We start from the raw sequence: 13,827 nt of genomic DNA, 5'->3' as shown, positions 1-13,827 counted from the left end.
TGGTCGGGTTTGTTGTTTTCTTCGCGTTTCGCTTACACGTTCACGAAGTCTTTTTCTTTTTTGAACGGGCGATCTTCTTTTTTGCGTTTGCCGCGCAGTTCATCGTAGAAGCCGCGCTTGCCGCCGCCTGGCTTGCTGCCATAGCCCGGTCTGCCGCCTGCACCTGGTTTGCCGCCGCGGAAATCGTCGCGACGACGGTTGCCTTGGTACGAGCCTTGGCTGCCACCACCGCCGAATTTCGGCTTTTTGCTGCGCAAAGGCGCTTCTGGCGTAAGCTCGATTTGTACATTGTTGGTTTCGCGCGTCAACAGCTTCAGTGCAGCCGCGATCAAACGATTGGAATCATGCTCATCCAACAGCTCATTTGCCATCGTGATGTACGTATCCAATTCGTGAGATTCCATCGTATCCACGATTTTTTCAACGGCATTTTGCATTTGTTTGTTGACTGCATCAGCGAATGTCGGCATTTGCCGCTTGGCGATTTTAAATTTGCTGATACGCTCAATGAAATGCAGATGCTCGGTTTCACGCGGAGTGACAAACGTCGTTGCAGTACCTTCGCGGCCCGCGCGTCCGGTCCGGCCGACACGGTGCGTGTAGCTTTCCGGATCTTGCGGAATGTCAAAGTTGTACACGTGCGTCACGTTGGAAACGTCGATTCCGCGTGCAGCTACGTCAGTCGCAACCAAAAGCTCGATCTGGCCGTCGCGGAATTTGCGCATGACTTGGTCGCGCTGATTTTGCGACAGGTCGCCGTGCAGGCCCTCAGCCATGTAACCGCGTTTTTGCAACGCGCCAGCCAGCTCATCGACGCGGCGCTTCGTGCGTCCGAAAACGATTGCCAGGTCAGGACCGTCAATATCGATCATGCGGCAGAGGGCGTCAAATTTTTGACGCTCCGACACTTCACAGTAAAACTGTGCGATGGTCGGCGCCTTCACTACTTTCGGGATGACCGAAATATGCTCAGGATCGTGCAGGAACTGATCTGCCAGCTTGCGGATCGGCGCCGGCATGGTCGCAGAGAACAGCATGGTTTGTCTCTCAGTCGGCACTTGAGACAAGATTTTCTGGATTTCCTCGAGGAAGCCCATGTTCAGCATTTCGTCCGCTTCGTCCAATACGACGGTTTCCACGTCACCCAGACGAACGGTATGCCGCTCCAGATGGTCAATCAGCCGTCCAGGTGTCGCGATGATCAGATGTGGACGGTTTTTCAGCGCACGGATTTGGCGCCCGATGTCCTGCCCGCCGTAGATGGGCAAAATCTTCACGCGTTTATGCGCTCCGATTTTGGACAATTCTTCCGCCACCTGGATCGCCAGCTCGCGTGTCGGTGCGAGAACGAGACCTTGCACCTTATCATTGTCTATATCTACTTTTTCAAGAAGCGGGATACCGAATGCCGCCGTCTTACCAGTTCCGGTTTGAGCCTGGCCGATCAAATCGCGGCCGGCCAGTGCCAGTGGAATTACCTGGGCTTGGATCGGCGTAGCTTCTTCGAATCCCATCTCGGAAATGGCACGAGTTAAAGAATGGTGTAACTCAAAATCTTGAAAGGTTTTCACGTGTAAATTGCTCCTTTTACCGCCAAGTGTCACAGAATATCAATACTACCAGAAAAACTTCAGAAAAGAAAGCTATTTGCGGGGGCGAACTTCAAAAATTGCAAATTTCAGGTAGTGACCCTCATCTTGCCCTGTAATTTGCGGATGATCTTTGCCTGCTCCGCGCCATTCCACCAGGCGCAAAATTTTCTTCGCGTCATAGGCAGCCTCCTGGATTGTTTCCAGAAACAGCTCCTCCGACATGTGGTACGAGCAAGAAGCGGTGACCAAATAGCCGCCGGGACGGACAAGCTTCATGCCGTGCAGGTTGATGTCTTTGTATCCGCGGGTTGCACCCTTTACAGCCGAGCGGGACTTGGCAAAGGCAGGGGGGTCCAGAATCACCACATCCCACGATTTTTCCGCTTCCACCGATTCACGCAAATAATCGAACGCGTTCGCCACGACAAAATCGACGCGATGCAAAAACCCGTTCATCGTGATATTTCGGCGGGCTGTCTCTATAGCATGCTCCGAAATGTCCAAAGCAGTCACTTTTTTTGCCCCGTGTTTGCAAGCATTCAATGTGAAGGATCCGGTATGGGTAAAGCACTCCAATACTTCAGCGCCGTCCCAAAAAGGATTTTTGATCACTTTTCCTTTTTTGTCAACCGGTACCAAAGCACCATTTTCGCCCTGCGGCTGCAGCGTGATGCCATGCGAAGCCCCCCACCCTTTCATCAAGGGAGCGATCGACGCGCGGTTCTCGCGTTGGTCATAGAAAAATCCGGTTTTTTGTCCCTCCACAATATCAACGACATAGGACAGCTCATTTTCCTGAATGGTGATCTCGCGCGGACACTCCCCGTACAAAACCTCTTTGGCCTGCGTGAGGCCTTCCAGCTCGCGCACCGGCACGTCATTGCGCAGATAGATGCCCTTTGGCGCGAACACGTGGACCAGTGCATCGCGAATAAAGTCGCGGCGCACTTCCATGCCGAGCGACAAAATTTGCACCACCAAAATATCGTTGTAGCGGTCGACGATCAGGCCAGGCAAAAAGTCGCCTTCGCCGTAAACGACGCGGCACGCTTCCGGATTGCTGACAAACCGCGTGCGATAGGCGGCTGCCTGGGAGATGCGGCGGATGAAAAAATCGAGGTCGATCTCTTCTTTCGGATCGTAGCTCATCACTCGCACCATTAACTGCGAACTCGGGTTGATATATCCTTTTGCCAGGAAGTGCCCTTGATGATTGACGACCTCCACGATGTCGCCTGGCTCATATTCGCCCACGACTTCCTGAATTTCCGATTGATAAATCCACGGATGCCCGTTTTCCAATCGTTTTTTACGGTTTTTCACCATGAATACCTTTGCCATTTTGCTTACGCCTCCTTGTCATGCCTGTCTTAGTCCAAGCATAACGTTTTACTATCGACCAAATGTGAGGAGGAATGGACGTACCATGTCGCCATTCTATAACATAGCCGTTCCTTTTGCCCTCGGCCTTACCTTTTTTCTGCTCGGTATGTATGCGATGCGCATCGGCTTCCAAAACCTCGCCGGCGAACGGATGAAAGCGTTGATGATGCGCTTTACCCGCACGCCGGTGCACGGTTTCTTCTCCGGGCTGATTTCCACGTTTGTGCTGCAAAGCTCCGGCGCTGTCACCGTGCTTACAATCGGCCTGACACAAGCGGGGATCATCCGGTTTGCCCAGACGATCGGCATCATTTTGGGAGCCAATATCGGCTCCACCATCACGACGCAGCTGATTGCGCTGCGCCTGGAAAAGCTTGCTGTGCCGATGCTGCTGATCGGTGTGATCTTTTGGCTGCAATCCCGCAAGCTGTACCGCTGCATCGGGCTGATCATCGCCGGTTTCGGGCTGATTTTTCTTGGGATCGACACGATGCAGGTCATGGCCCGCCCGCTGGAGGAATCCCAGACGTTTCGCAGCCTCTTTTTGGAGAGCAGCCATTCCATCTGGATCGGCCTGATCACCGGCACGCTTTTCTCCGGATTGATCCAGAGCGGATCTGCGACGATTGCGATCACAATGAACCTTTTGGCCCATGGCGTGATGAACATGGACACCGCGCTCGCCGTCGTGCTCGGCGCCAACGTCGGAACATGCTTTACCGCCCTCATCGCCAGTATTGGCACAAATCGCGCTTCTCAACAGGTCGCCTGGTTCCATACGCTGTTCAACCTGGCCGGCGCGATCTCTTTCATTCCGCTGTTAGGTAGTTTGGCCAGCATCACCGCAGCGCTTACGGACGATCCGTCCCAACAGATCGCACACGCCCAATCGATTTTCAATGTGGCGTGCTCCCTGATCGCGCTGCCGTTCGTGTCGATTCTGGCCAAATGGATGGACTGGATCATCCCAAATGGAAGGGAACCAAATAAAGTGACGTAATGATCCCTGCCATAATCATCGCAAGCGTGGACGCCGCCACTTTTTGCTGCTCCTCCTGCGGAAAGCCTGCGGTTCCGATCGCATGTGCGGTCGTACCGACAGCGATGCCGGCTGCCCACGGGTCGTTGATGCGGGCAATTTTCAACAGGCTGCGCGCCATGCTTGCTCCGACCAAACCGGTTCCTGCCGTGAACAAGGCCGCAAGCGACGGATTGCCGCCGACCGCCTTCGCCAGTTCAACAGAGATTGGCGTCGTGACCGATTTGGACAGCATGCTGTGGAGTACGACAGGATCGCCGCCAAGCAAGCTGACAAGCGCCCACACGATGGCGATGGATGTGCCGCAGCCGATCCCGACGCCAAGCAAGATGCCCGGCCATAACGTTTTCAGTTCCTGTAACTGTTTGGCAAGCGGCACGGCGAGCGCCACCGTCGCCGGGCCGAGCCAGACGGAAATCCATTGCCCGCCAGCGGCGTATGCGGCCCAATCGCCGCTTGTCACATACCAGATCACCCCGATTACCACCGATGCCGCGATAATCGGATGAACCCATTTCAACCGATGGGAAAAGCGGCGCACCGCTGCATACACGATCAAGGTAAGAATAATGGCTGCTGCGCTAAGCATTGCGGCGCACCTCTCCCTCTTCTGACACGATTGAATGTTGGCTCTCTTTTGCTTTTTTGCGGCGCATGTATCGTTCCATGACCGTCCCCGAGACAAGCATCACCACTGCCGTGCCGACCGTCAAAGCCAAAAGAATGGGCCACGGATTTTGTTCAATCACATGGAATTGCTGGCTCACGCCGACCATGATCGGCACGAAAAACAAAAGCATATGCTTCATCAAAAACGATGCTGCTTTTTCGACAACATCAAGCTTGATCCAGCCAAACGCCAAAAAGACGACAAGAAAGAGCATTCCAAGCAAATTGCCCGGAAATGGAATGTGCAGCCACTGGTTGCAAACAACCCCAAGGCCCCAAAACGCAAAGATAATGACCCATCCCCACATCTCTCCTGATTCCCCTTCCCAAGCAAGTCGATCGGGCAAAAACGAAAAACCCGACCATTTTGGTCGAGTTCTAACGCCTAGTAGCCGCTTTCTGCAGCTTCTTCTCCCGAAACGATCGAAACGCCCGCACAAGCCCCAATCCGGATCGCACCCGCTTCCCCCGGCGCAAGCGAGGCGGTGTCTGCGCAAAATTTGTCAAACACGACTGCTGCGGCTTGCGGTTTGAGAAGCGTATGGTCGATGGAATTGTTGAGCTTCATGCTTACACCTCGATCCCGAAATGGTGAAGCGCCAGTTTCATCACGTGATCATTGTTCGAATAGCCTTGTGTCACCTGATCGCGCCAAGCATCAGCAGGGCTGCGCCAGTGAACCGCATTTATCTCCTCGATTTGGGCAGCAAGCGTGCCTGACAGCGCCTCGATGAGATAGTAGTGCACTTCCTTGTCGACCAGCTCCCCGGTCTTTGCGTGCTTGTATTGATAGTGGACCGTATGGAGCGGCTTGATGATCCGGCCGCTGACACCCGTTTCCTCCCACACTTCACGCAGCGCATTCTCTTCAAGCGTTTCGCCCGGTTCCTGCTTGCCTTTGGCCAGCGTCCGCTTGCCATACCGGTCTTCGATCAGGAGAAACTGCAACTCGCCGTTTTCTTCCTTGTAGACAACTCCGCCTGCCGAAATTTCGATCATACGGCTTTGTCCCCTACCAAAGCCGCAGCGTCGTCGAGGACGCGAACAAACGTGCCATGGCAGTATTCAGAACCCACTTCATCAAGGCGAACTTTGCACACTTTCCCGATCATGTCTTCCGTTCCCGGGAAGACGATGTTGAGATAGTTGTCGGAGTAACCCATCAGCATGCCGCTCTCGGGGTCCTCTTTATACAACCGTTCCGGAATGACTTCCAGCACATCGCCGACGAATTGCTTGCCGTAATTGATCGTCAATTCCTCGTTGTTCAGCGCGATCAGCTTCGCAACGCGCTCACGCTTGATCTCTTCCGGAACCTGGTCTTCCATCCGTGCGGCAGGCGTACCTGTGCGCATCGAATACGGGAAAACATGCAGTTCGGCGAAACCGATTTCCTTGATAAAGTTGTAGCCGTTGACAAATTGCTCTTCCGTCTCGCCAGGGAAGCCGACGATCACGTCCGTCGTCAGCGCAACGCCTGGCAGCGCTTTGCGGACCTTCACCATCTTCTCTCTGAACTCGGCGGTCGTATATTTGCGGCGCATCCGCTTCAGCACATCGTCATCGCCCGCTTGCAGCGGTACGTGCAAATGGCGGCAAATCAGGTCGGAGCCATCGATGACGGAAATGACCTCATCCGTGATTTGGCTTGCCTCGATGGAGCTGATGCGAATCCGCTTCAAGCCTTCCACCTGATGCAGATCAACCAGCAATTTCGCCAGATTGTAGTCTTCCAAATCTTCGCCATAGCCGCCTGTATGAATGCCGGTCAGCACGATTTCCAGATAGCCGGCCGCCACGAGGTTGCGCGCTTGCTCCAGAACGCTCTCCGGCTTGCGGGAACGCATCAGTCCGCGTGCCCAAGGGATGATGCAGAAGGTGCAGAAGTTGTTGCAGCCTTCCTGGATTTTCAGGGAAGCGCGCGTGCGGTCGGTAAACGCCGGCACGTCAAGCTCCTCGAAATCGCGGGCTTTCATGATGTTGCCTACCGCGTTGATCGGCGTGCGCTCCGCTTTGATCTGCTCCACATAGTCGAGCAGCTTGTCTCTTCCTTGCGTGCCGAGCACGATATCGACGCCGGGAATATCGGCAATCTCTTTCGGGGATGTTTGCGCATAGCAGCCTGTCACGGCGATGATCGCCTCCGGGTTGCGACGGATGGCGCGGCGGATGACTTGCCGGCTCTTTTTGTCCCCCGTATTGGTGACCGTGCATGTGTTGATCACATAGACATCGGCCGTATCTTCTTCAAAATCTACGCGCTGGTAGCCGTTTTTTTCAAAAAGCTGCCAGATCGCTTCTGTTTCATAGCTGTTCACTTTACAGCCGAGTGTATGAAAAGCAACGGTAGACATTGCTGATCCTCCTTCCAACCTAGTTACATCTCAAACTGGTACGAGACAGCAGACAGCACGTACTGGCTGGCTGTCTCCGTCCGCAAAATACGAGGCCCGCATGTGACAGAACGGATGCCTGCCGCCTGTGCCCGACGCACTTCATCTTCGCTGAAGCCGCCTTCCGGGCCGATCAGCACCAGAAGGGAATCTCCCGGCGCAAGGCCGCCAAGCACACCGCGCAAGCCGTTCTCCTCTTCCTTTTCATAGGCGATGACAGCAGCTGTATACTCCTTCGATGCTTTCAGCAGCGCTTCAAAGCTGACCGGTGCGTAAATCTCGGGCAAAACCGCACGGTGCGACTGCTCCGCAGCTTCCTTGACGATTTTTTGCCACCGCTCCAGCTTCTTCGCTTCTTTTTTGGCATCCAGCTTCACGATCGTGCGCTCCGATGAAAAAGGAAAAAAGGCGAACGCGCCCAATTCCGTTCCCTTTTGCAAGATCCATTCCATTTTGTCGCCTTTTGGCAAGCCTTGCGCGATCGTCACGCGCACCGGCAGTTCACGCTCACTTGCGAGCGGCTCCACGATGACAGCGACCACTCGCTTCGGTTCAATGACGGCCAGGCGTGCCAATGCAGCTTTGCCTGCACCATCGCTTACGATAATTTCCTCGCCAACGGCTGATCGCATCACGTTGACGATATGATGCACATCGTCTCCGGTGATTTCCACCTGATCATGTGACCATTGGCTCGGATCAATAAAATATCTTTGCATAGGGATTGACCTCAATATTTTAACGTTTTTTCGCCACAATTGCTACCCAGTCGTCGATGTAAACTGTTTCTATGATCGTAAGCCCGCTTTGCTCCAGGCCCGCGATGACGTCTGCTTCACGCGCTTTGATGATGCCGGACGCAATGAAAGTTCCGTCAGGCAGGAGCAATCTGGCCACGTCATCCGTAAAGCGCAGGATCACTTCCGCCAAAATGTTGGCGACGATCACTTCCACCTGTTCCTCGATGCCATCCAGCAGGTTGTTTTGTTTCACGTTGATTTTATCGGCAACCTTGTTGATCTTGATGTTCGCTTCGGCGGAGCGGACAGCGACTTCATCGAGATCCATCGCCAAAATGCGGCTGGCACCGAGTTTGGCTGCCGCAATGGACAAAATCGCCGTTCCCGTTCCTACATCATACACGCGGTCGCCCGGCTGCAAGTATTTTTCGATCGAACGAATGCACAGTACAGTTGTCGGATGTGTCCCTGTGCCGAAAGCCATCCCCGGGTCCATCTCGATCACCAGCTCATCGGCGCTCTTTGGCTGATACTCTTCCCAAACCGGGCTGATGGTGATCCGCTCGGAAATGGTGACAGGCTTGTAATACTTTTTCCAAGCGGTCGCCCACTCATCTTCATGCACTTCCGTCACGGTGATGGTGCCGCTGCCCAGGTCAAGCCCATAGAGCAATAGCTCGTTCAGCTGCCCTTTGATCTCTTCCACCGTCTCTCCCAAATAGCTGTTGACCGGCAGATACGCTTTGACCAGCACGCCTTCTTTCGGAAAATCATCCGGGGAGAGCTGATAAATCTCGCCAAATGGTGTATCCCATTCACGGTAGAGCACTTCCGGATCTTCAATGACAACCCCGTTCGCTCCTGCTTCATGCAAAATGTTCGAGACGGCTTCCACTGCCTCAGCCGTTGTATGGATACTGATTTCTGACCACTTCATCGCTTCTCCCCGTTTCTTACACCCTATCGCCATGTGACGATAGGGTTGCAAAAGTAAATTTATTCGCCACGGAATGCCCGTTTCATTCGATCAAAAAAGCTCTCATCCGATGCGGGCGTTTCCACGACCGCATTTTCGTTCATCTCAAAAAGCTCCATCACCAATTCTTTTTGGCGATCCGTCAGCTTCTTCGGCGTCACGATGCGCACTTTCACATGCTGGTCGCCCCGGCCGCTTCCGCGCAGGAACGGCACGCCTTTTCCGCGCAGACGGAAAAACGTCTCGGTCTGCGTACCGGCTGGAACTTTCAATTTCACACGGCCATCGACCGTAGGCACTTCGATTTCTGCCCCCAATGCCGCTTGCCCGAAGGAAATCGGCACTTCGCAATAAATGTCGTTGCCTTCGCGTTCGAAGAAGTCGTGTTTTTTGACGCGCAGCACCACATACAAATCACCCGCCGGCCCGCCATTAAAGCCAGGCTCCCCTTCGCCGGACACGCGCAGCTGTGCGCCGTCGTCCACACCGGCAGGAATGTTGAGATGGATTTTGCGGCGCACTTTTACGCGGCCGTCGCCGCGGCACGTTCCGCATTTTTCCTTGTACACTTTTCCTTTTCCTTCGCACGTTTGGCAAACGCGACGGTTGACGATTTTGCCGAATGGCGTGTTCGCCTGCACTTCCTGCTGCCCGGTGCCGTTGCACGTTTTGCACGTTTCCACAGCAGCGCCAGGCTTGCCGCCTGTTCCGTGGCACGTGTCGCATTCCGCTTCCTTCGGAATTTCCACATCCACTTCCTTGCCGAACACCGCTTCCGTGAATTCGATCGACATGCTGTATTGCAAATCAGAACCTTTGCGCGGCGCATTCGGATTGCTGCGCCGTCCGCCGCCACCGCCGAAGAACATGTCGAAAATGTCGCCAAAACCGCCCATGCCGGAGCTGTCAAAGCCGCCGAATCCGCCCTGGCCGAATCCCTGGTTCGGATCTTGGTGGCCAAATCGGTCGTACTGCGCGCGCTTCTGGGAATCCGACAGGACATCGTAAGCTTCTTTGACTTCTTTAAATTTCTCTTCTGCGTTCGCTTCTTTATTTACATCGGGGTGGTACTGTCTCGCCAGCTTTCGGTACGCTTTTTTGACTTCTTCCGCGTCCGCGTCTTTCGCCACTCCGAGCACTTCATAATAATCGCGTTTCATGCAACCAATCACTCCCGTGTCGAAAACAGTCAAATGTTATCATAGCACGCAATCATCAAAGCTTCAATGAACGCGCGTATGCCGATGGAGAAAACCTGAGTTTAATCGCCTTCCCAGGATGCAGACAGGAAAAAAGCCAAAGCCAAGGTAGCTTGACTTTGACTTTTTTCACATGTCCAGCCTTATTTTTTCTCGTCTACAACCTCGTAGTCTGCATCCACGACGTTGTCTTTTTTGCTGTCGGATGCGTCAGCGCCGCCTTGCGCGTTTTGCGCTGCTTGCTGTGCTTGAGCCGCTTGCTCATACAGCTTCACAGACAGCTGCTGCACGATCCCGGACAATTCGTCTTTCGCTGCTTTGATCTCGTCGAAGTTGCCGCCAGCCAGTGCCGTTTTCACTTTTTCCTTGGCTGCGTTCGCTTTGTCGATCTCCGCCTGATCCACTTTGCCTTCCAGATCTTTCATGGTTTTTTCGGTCGTGAACACCAGTTGATCCGCTTCATTGCGCACTTCTGCTTCTTCCTTGCGCTTTTTGTCCGCTTCCGCATTGAGTTCTGCGTCTTTTACCATGCGTTCGATATCCGCATCGCTCAAGCCGGAGTTGGAAGTGATCGTGATGCGCTGCTCACGTCCGGTTCCCAAATCTTTCGCACGCACGTTTACGATACCGTTCGCATCGATGTCGAATGCCACCTCGATTTGCGGAACGCCGCGCGGTGCTGGCGGGATTTCGTTGAGGGTGAAGCGGCCCAATGTTTTGTTGTCCGCCGCCATTTGGCGCTCCCCTTGCAGCACGTGGATCTCAACGGATGGCTGGTTGTCAGCCGCAGTGGAGAACACTTGCGATTTGCTCGTCGGGATCGTGGTGTTGCGGTCGATCAGCTTGGTGAATACGCCGCCCAATGTTTCGATACCCAAGGAAAGCGGTGTTACGTCGAGCAGCACCACGTCTTTTACATCGCCGGTCAAGACGCCCGCTTGAACAGCGGCACCGAGCGCAACTACTTCGTCCGGGTTCACGCCTTTGTGCGGTTCTTTGCCTGTCAGCTTTTTGATCGCTTCCTGTACAGCCGGGATCCGGGTGGAACCACCGACCAGAATGACGCGGTGCAGGTCGCTTGGGGACAGGCCAGCGTCTTGCAGCGCCTGGCGAGTTGGGCCCAATGTGCGCTCAACGAGATGAGCGGACAGCTCTTCGAATTTGGCGCGAGTCAGGTTCAGCTCCAAGTGTTTTGGACCGGTTGCATCTGCCGTGATGAATGGCAGGGAAATCGTTGTCGTCAGCACGCCGGACAAGTCTTTTTTCGCTTTTTCCGCTGCGTCTTTCAAACGTTGCATCGCCATGCGGTCTTTGGACAGGTCGATGCCGTTGTCTTTTTTGAACTCGGCTACCAGGTAGTCGATGATCACTTGGTCAAAGTCATCGCCGCCCAGCTTGTTGTCGCCGGAAGTCGCTTTTACTTCGAAAAAGCCATCGGACAGTTCGAGGATGGAGACGTCGAACGTACCGCCGCCCAAGTCATAGACAAGAACCGTTTGGTCTTCCGTTTTCTCCATACCGTACGCGAGCGCAGCTGCTGTCGGCTCGTTGACGATACGCAAAACTTCCAGACCCGCGATTTTACCTGCGTCTTTTGTTGCTTGACGCTGGCTGTCATTGAAATAAGCCGGAACGGTGATAACCGCTTGGGTGACCGGCTGGCCCAAATACGCTTCTGCGTCAGCCTTGAGTTTTTGCAAAATCATTGCGGATACTTCTTGCGGTGTGTATTCTTTGCCTTCCAGCGTTACTTTATGGTTTGTCCCCATCCAGCGCTTGATGGAGATTACGGTGTTGTCAGGGTTGGTGATCGCCTGGCGCTTCGCCGCTTCACCGACGATGCGCTCGCCGTTTTTGAATGCCACAACGGATGGTGTGGTGCGGTTGCCTTCCGGATTGGCGATAACGACTGGCTCTCCGCCTTCCATTACCGCAACACAAGAGTTGGTTGTACCTAAGTCAATACCGATTACGCGACTCATGAAAAAAAACCTCCTTGAATGATCACAGAAAAGTGTAGTTGCCTGTTGGTGTTCTTATCCGTTTACTTTTACCATTGCCGGGCGAATGGTCCGGTCTTTGAATTGGTAACCTTTTTGCAGTTCTTCCACAACCGTCCCCGGCTCATACGCCGAATCTTCCACCTGCATCACTGCCTGATGGATGTGCGGGTCAAACGGCTTCCCTACCGATTCGATCGGTTGCAGGCCTTCTTTCTCAAATACTTGCACCATTTGGCGGTACACCATGTTGATGCCTTGCAGCAAAGAGTCGACCGTCAGATTTTCCTTATCGACGGCCAGGGCGCGCTCGAAGTTGTCGATCGCGGGAAGCAATGCTTCCACTACCGGCAAAGCTGCATACTTCTGCATATCTTCCTGCTCTTTGCGGAAACGGCGGCGCATGTTTTCCATATCGGCCATGGCCCGCAGCAGTCGGTCTTGCGTTTCCTCAGCCTGTTTTTTCCAGCGCTCCGCTTCCTCTCCCGCATGAGCTGCATCAGCAGGCTGCTCAACCTGTTCCTGCGCGTCTTCGGGAAGATCCGCCTGGTTTTGCTGGTCCACAGCTGTTTTTTCGTCGCTCACCTTGATACCCTCCTGGTTCAAAAACCGGACTGCCCCACGCTTGTTGGCAGAGCTATCGGTTTTCTTATACTGGACAAGAATGTTGATGGATTCCTGTCTGTATGAAATGTCTTCTAAGTAGGGGCTCTTAAAAAACAAGAGCCGGTTGCGCTTATGTGCTTACTTGGAATCGAACTGTTTGGCGAGCAAGCGCGACAGTCCGTGCCCGATGTAGTTCAATGCTGAAATCACCTTGTTGTAATCCATGCGGGTCGGCCCAAGAATACCTACTTTCCCCACCGGCTTGCCGTCGAGATAATAGGATGTTGTAATGATCGAGCAATCTTTCACGGCATCCACCTGATTCTCCTGTCCGATACGAATCTGCATGCCGTCCTGAGGCATGCCAAACAGGTTGACAAGCTGGTCGCTCTGCTCGAGAAGCTCCAATATATCCTTTACCTTTTCTACGTCGCGAAACTCCGGTTGGTTCATAATTTTGGTTATGCCATGCAGGATAAAACGATCGGAGACATCCTCCTCGAATGTTCCCTCGATCATGTGCAGCATCTGTTCGTACTGCTCCATATGACGCTTCATCTCGTCGGCAATCTCCTGGTACAACCGTTGGCGCAGCTGCCACACCGGCACGTCCTGCAAGCGGTGGTTCAATAAATTAACCAGCTTCTCCACTTCCGAGGCGGGAACGCCCGCCGGGATGTCGATCAGCTTGTTTTCCACCCGACCTGTGTGCGTCACCACGATCGCTACCGCCTGGTGTTCCGAGAGCGGCACGATCTGGATATGTTTCAACCGGTGCTCAAACATCTCCGGTCCCAAGACAATCGAGGTGTAGTTGGTCATTTGCGACAGCATGGCCGCTGTGTAATCAAACACTTGCTCGTACTGCATGATGCGCTCGGCGAATACCTGCTTAAAGTTTCCCAAATCCTCTTCCTTAAATCCTTGGGGTTGGAGGAGATGGTCCACATAAAAACGGTAGCCTTGCGTGGAAGGAATGCGTCCCGCCGATGTATGCGGCTGCTCAAGATAGCCCAGCTCTTCGAGGTCGGCCATCTCGTTGCGGATCGTAGCGGAACTGAATCCAACATCATCGCGCTTCGATATGGTTCGGGAGCCGACTGGTTCTGCGGAACGAATGTAATTGTCGATAATCGCACTCAAGATCAAACGTTGTCGTTCTGATAACATAACGGTCGCCTCCCTTTGACAAACGATGCAAGATCGCTTTGTTAGCACTCAGCGCGATTG

The 13,827-nt window shown here is 53.9% G+C and carries 14 protein-coding genes; 1 reads left to right on the top strand and 13 read right to left on the bottom strand.

What is annotated here, in order from left to right:
* Positions 1-32: 32 nt before the first annotated feature.
* On the bottom strand, positions 33-1,571 hold the full coding sequence (locus ACTID9_RS10925) for a DEAD/DEAH box helicase (protein WP_441071283.1): 1,539 nt from the start codon (positions 1,569-1,571) through the stop codon (positions 33-35).
* A gap of 72 nt (positions 1,572-1,643) precedes the next feature.
* Positions 1,644-2,933, bottom strand: coding sequence for a class I SAM-dependent rRNA methyltransferase (locus ACTID9_RS10920; protein ID WP_441071282.1), 1,290 nt, complete (start codon positions 2,931-2,933; stop codon positions 1,644-1,646).
* Positions 2,934-3,018: 85 nt separating this feature from the next.
* Between ACTID9_RS10920 and ACTID9_RS10915 the strand changes: the two genes are divergently transcribed.
* Positions 3,019-3,975 (top strand): Na/Pi cotransporter family protein, encoded by a 957-nt coding sequence (locus ACTID9_RS10915; protein WP_441071281.1) that lies wholly within the window; start codon positions 3,019-3,021, stop codon positions 3,973-3,975.
* Here ACTID9_RS10915 and ACTID9_RS10910 read toward each other — a convergent pair.
* The 11 genes from ACTID9_RS10910 to hrcA all read right to left on the bottom strand — a co-directional run bounded on the left by ACTID9_RS10910 (position 3,938) and on the right by hrcA (position 13,767).
* On the bottom strand, positions 3,938-4,603 hold the full coding sequence (locus ACTID9_RS10910) for an LrgB family protein (protein WP_441071280.1): 666 nt from the start codon (positions 4,601-4,603) through the stop codon (positions 3,938-3,940). The genes ACTID9_RS10915 and ACTID9_RS10910 overlap by 38 nt on opposite strands.
* Positions 4,596-4,991 carry a CidA/LrgA family protein gene (locus tag ACTID9_RS10905; protein ID WP_441071279.1) on the bottom strand — a complete coding sequence of 132 codons (396 nt, stop codon included), beginning with the start codon at positions 4,989-4,991 and terminating at the stop codon, positions 4,596-4,598. The genes ACTID9_RS10910 and ACTID9_RS10905 overlap by 8 nt, the downstream gene beginning before the upstream one ends.
* A 77-nt stretch (positions 4,992-5,068) precedes the next feature.
* Complete coding sequence (locus ACTID9_RS10900) at positions 5,069-5,251, bottom strand: hypothetical protein (protein WP_441071278.1); 183 nt, start codon at positions 5,249-5,251, stop codon at positions 5,069-5,071.
* 2 nt (positions 5,252-5,253) lie between these two features.
* Positions 5,254-5,682, bottom strand: a complete 429-nt coding sequence (locus ACTID9_RS10895) for an NUDIX hydrolase (protein WP_441071277.1) — start codon at positions 5,680-5,682, stop codon at positions 5,254-5,256.
* Positions 5,679-7,037 (bottom strand): tRNA (N(6)-L-threonylcarbamoyladenosine(37)-C(2))-methylthiotransferase MtaB, encoded by a 1,359-nt coding sequence (gene mtaB / locus ACTID9_RS10890; RefSeq protein WP_441071276.1) that lies wholly within the window; start codon positions 7,035-7,037, stop codon positions 5,679-5,681. Before mtaB ends, ACTID9_RS10895 begins: the two co-directional genes overlap by 4 nt.
* A gap of 23 nt (positions 7,038-7,060) precedes the next feature.
* Positions 7,061-7,795 (bottom strand): 16S rRNA (uracil(1498)-N(3))-methyltransferase, encoded by a 735-nt coding sequence (locus ACTID9_RS10885; RefSeq protein WP_441071275.1) that lies wholly within the window; start codon positions 7,793-7,795, stop codon positions 7,061-7,063.
* A 19-nt stretch (positions 7,796-7,814) separates the two neighbouring features.
* Positions 7,815-8,753 carry a 50S ribosomal protein L11 methyltransferase gene (prmA, locus tag ACTID9_RS10880; RefSeq protein ID WP_441071274.1) on the bottom strand — a complete coding sequence of 313 codons (939 nt, stop codon included), beginning with the start codon at positions 8,751-8,753 and terminating at the stop codon, positions 7,815-7,817.
* A gap of 59 nt (positions 8,754-8,812) precedes the next feature.
* Positions 8,813-9,952: a molecular chaperone DnaJ gene (gene dnaJ, locus ACTID9_RS10875; protein WP_441071273.1), complete on the bottom strand. Its 1,140-nt coding sequence runs from the start codon at positions 9,950-9,952 to the stop codon at positions 8,813-8,815.
* 182 nt (positions 9,953-10,134) lie between these two features.
* Positions 10,135-11,973 carry a molecular chaperone DnaK gene (gene dnaK, locus ACTID9_RS10870; RefSeq protein WP_441071272.1) on the bottom strand — a complete coding sequence of 613 codons (1,839 nt, stop codon included), beginning with the start codon at positions 11,971-11,973 and terminating at the stop codon, positions 10,135-10,137.
* Between the two features lie 54 nt (positions 11,974-12,027).
* The gene (gene grpE / locus ACTID9_RS10865; protein ID WP_441071271.1) at positions 12,028-12,576 is read right to left on the bottom strand and encodes a nucleotide exchange factor GrpE; all 549 of its coding nucleotides are present in this window, start codon (positions 12,574-12,576) and stop codon (positions 12,028-12,030) included.
* Positions 12,577-12,735: 159 nt separating this feature from the next.
* Positions 12,736-13,767, bottom strand: coding sequence for a heat-inducible transcriptional repressor HrcA (gene hrcA / locus ACTID9_RS10860; protein WP_441071270.1), 1,032 nt, complete (start codon positions 13,765-13,767; stop codon positions 12,736-12,738).
* Positions 13,768-13,827 lie beyond the last annotated feature (60 nt).

Source organism: Brevibacillus fluminis (genome assembly GCF_052072235.1).
Classification (GTDB): Bacteria; Bacillota; Bacilli; order Brevibacillales; family Brevibacillaceae; genus Brevibacillus_D; species Brevibacillus_D fluminis_A.
Note: the sequence above shows the minus strand (reverse complement) of the source record. Positions and strands in the feature narration are given on the sequence as shown.

Bases quoted from the DNA above. Each gene is read 5' to 3' on its own strand.
- ACTID9_RS10915 (WP_441071281.1), top strand. From the start codon at position 3,019: ATGTCGCCATTCTATAACATAGCCGTTCCTTTTGCCCTCGGCCTTACC.
- ACTID9_RS10900 (WP_441071278.1), bottom strand. From the start codon at position 5,251: ATGAAGCTCAACAATTCCATCGACCATACGCTTCTCAAACCGCAAGCC.
- ACTID9_RS10920 (WP_441071282.1), bottom strand. From the start codon at position 2,933: ATGGCAAAGGTATTCATGGTGAAAAACCGTAAAAAACGATTGGAAAAC.
- dnaK (WP_441071272.1), bottom strand. From the start codon at position 11,973: ATGAGTCGCGTAATCGGTATTGACTTAGGTACAACCAACTCTTGTGTT.
- dnaJ (WP_441071273.1), bottom strand. From the start codon at position 9,952: ATGAAACGCGATTATTATGAAGTGCTCGGAGTGGCGAAAGACGCGGAC.
- ACTID9_RS10905 (WP_441071279.1), bottom strand. From the start codon at position 4,991: ATGTGGGGATGGGTCATTATCTTTGCGTTTTGGGGCCTTGGGGTTGTT.
- ACTID9_RS10910 (WP_441071280.1), bottom strand. From the start codon at position 4,603: ATGCTTAGCGCAGCAGCCATTATTCTTACCTTGATCGTGTATGCAGCG.
- hrcA (WP_441071270.1), bottom strand. From the start codon at position 13,767: ATGTTATCAGAACGACAACGTTTGATCTTGAGTGCGATTATCGACAAT.
- mtaB (WP_441071276.1), bottom strand. From the start codon at position 7,037: ATGTCTACCGTTGCTTTTCATACACTCGGCTGTAAAGTGAACAGCTAT.
- ACTID9_RS10895 (WP_441071277.1), bottom strand. From the start codon at position 5,682: ATGATCGAAATTTCGGCAGGCGGAGTTGTCTACAAGGAAGAAAACGGC.
- prmA (WP_441071274.1), bottom strand. From the start codon at position 8,753: ATGAAGTGGTCAGAAATCAGTATCCATACAACGGCTGAGGCAGTGGAA.
- ACTID9_RS10885 (WP_441071275.1), bottom strand. From the start codon at position 7,795: ATGCAAAGATATTTTATTGATCCGAGCCAATGGTCACATGATCAGGTG.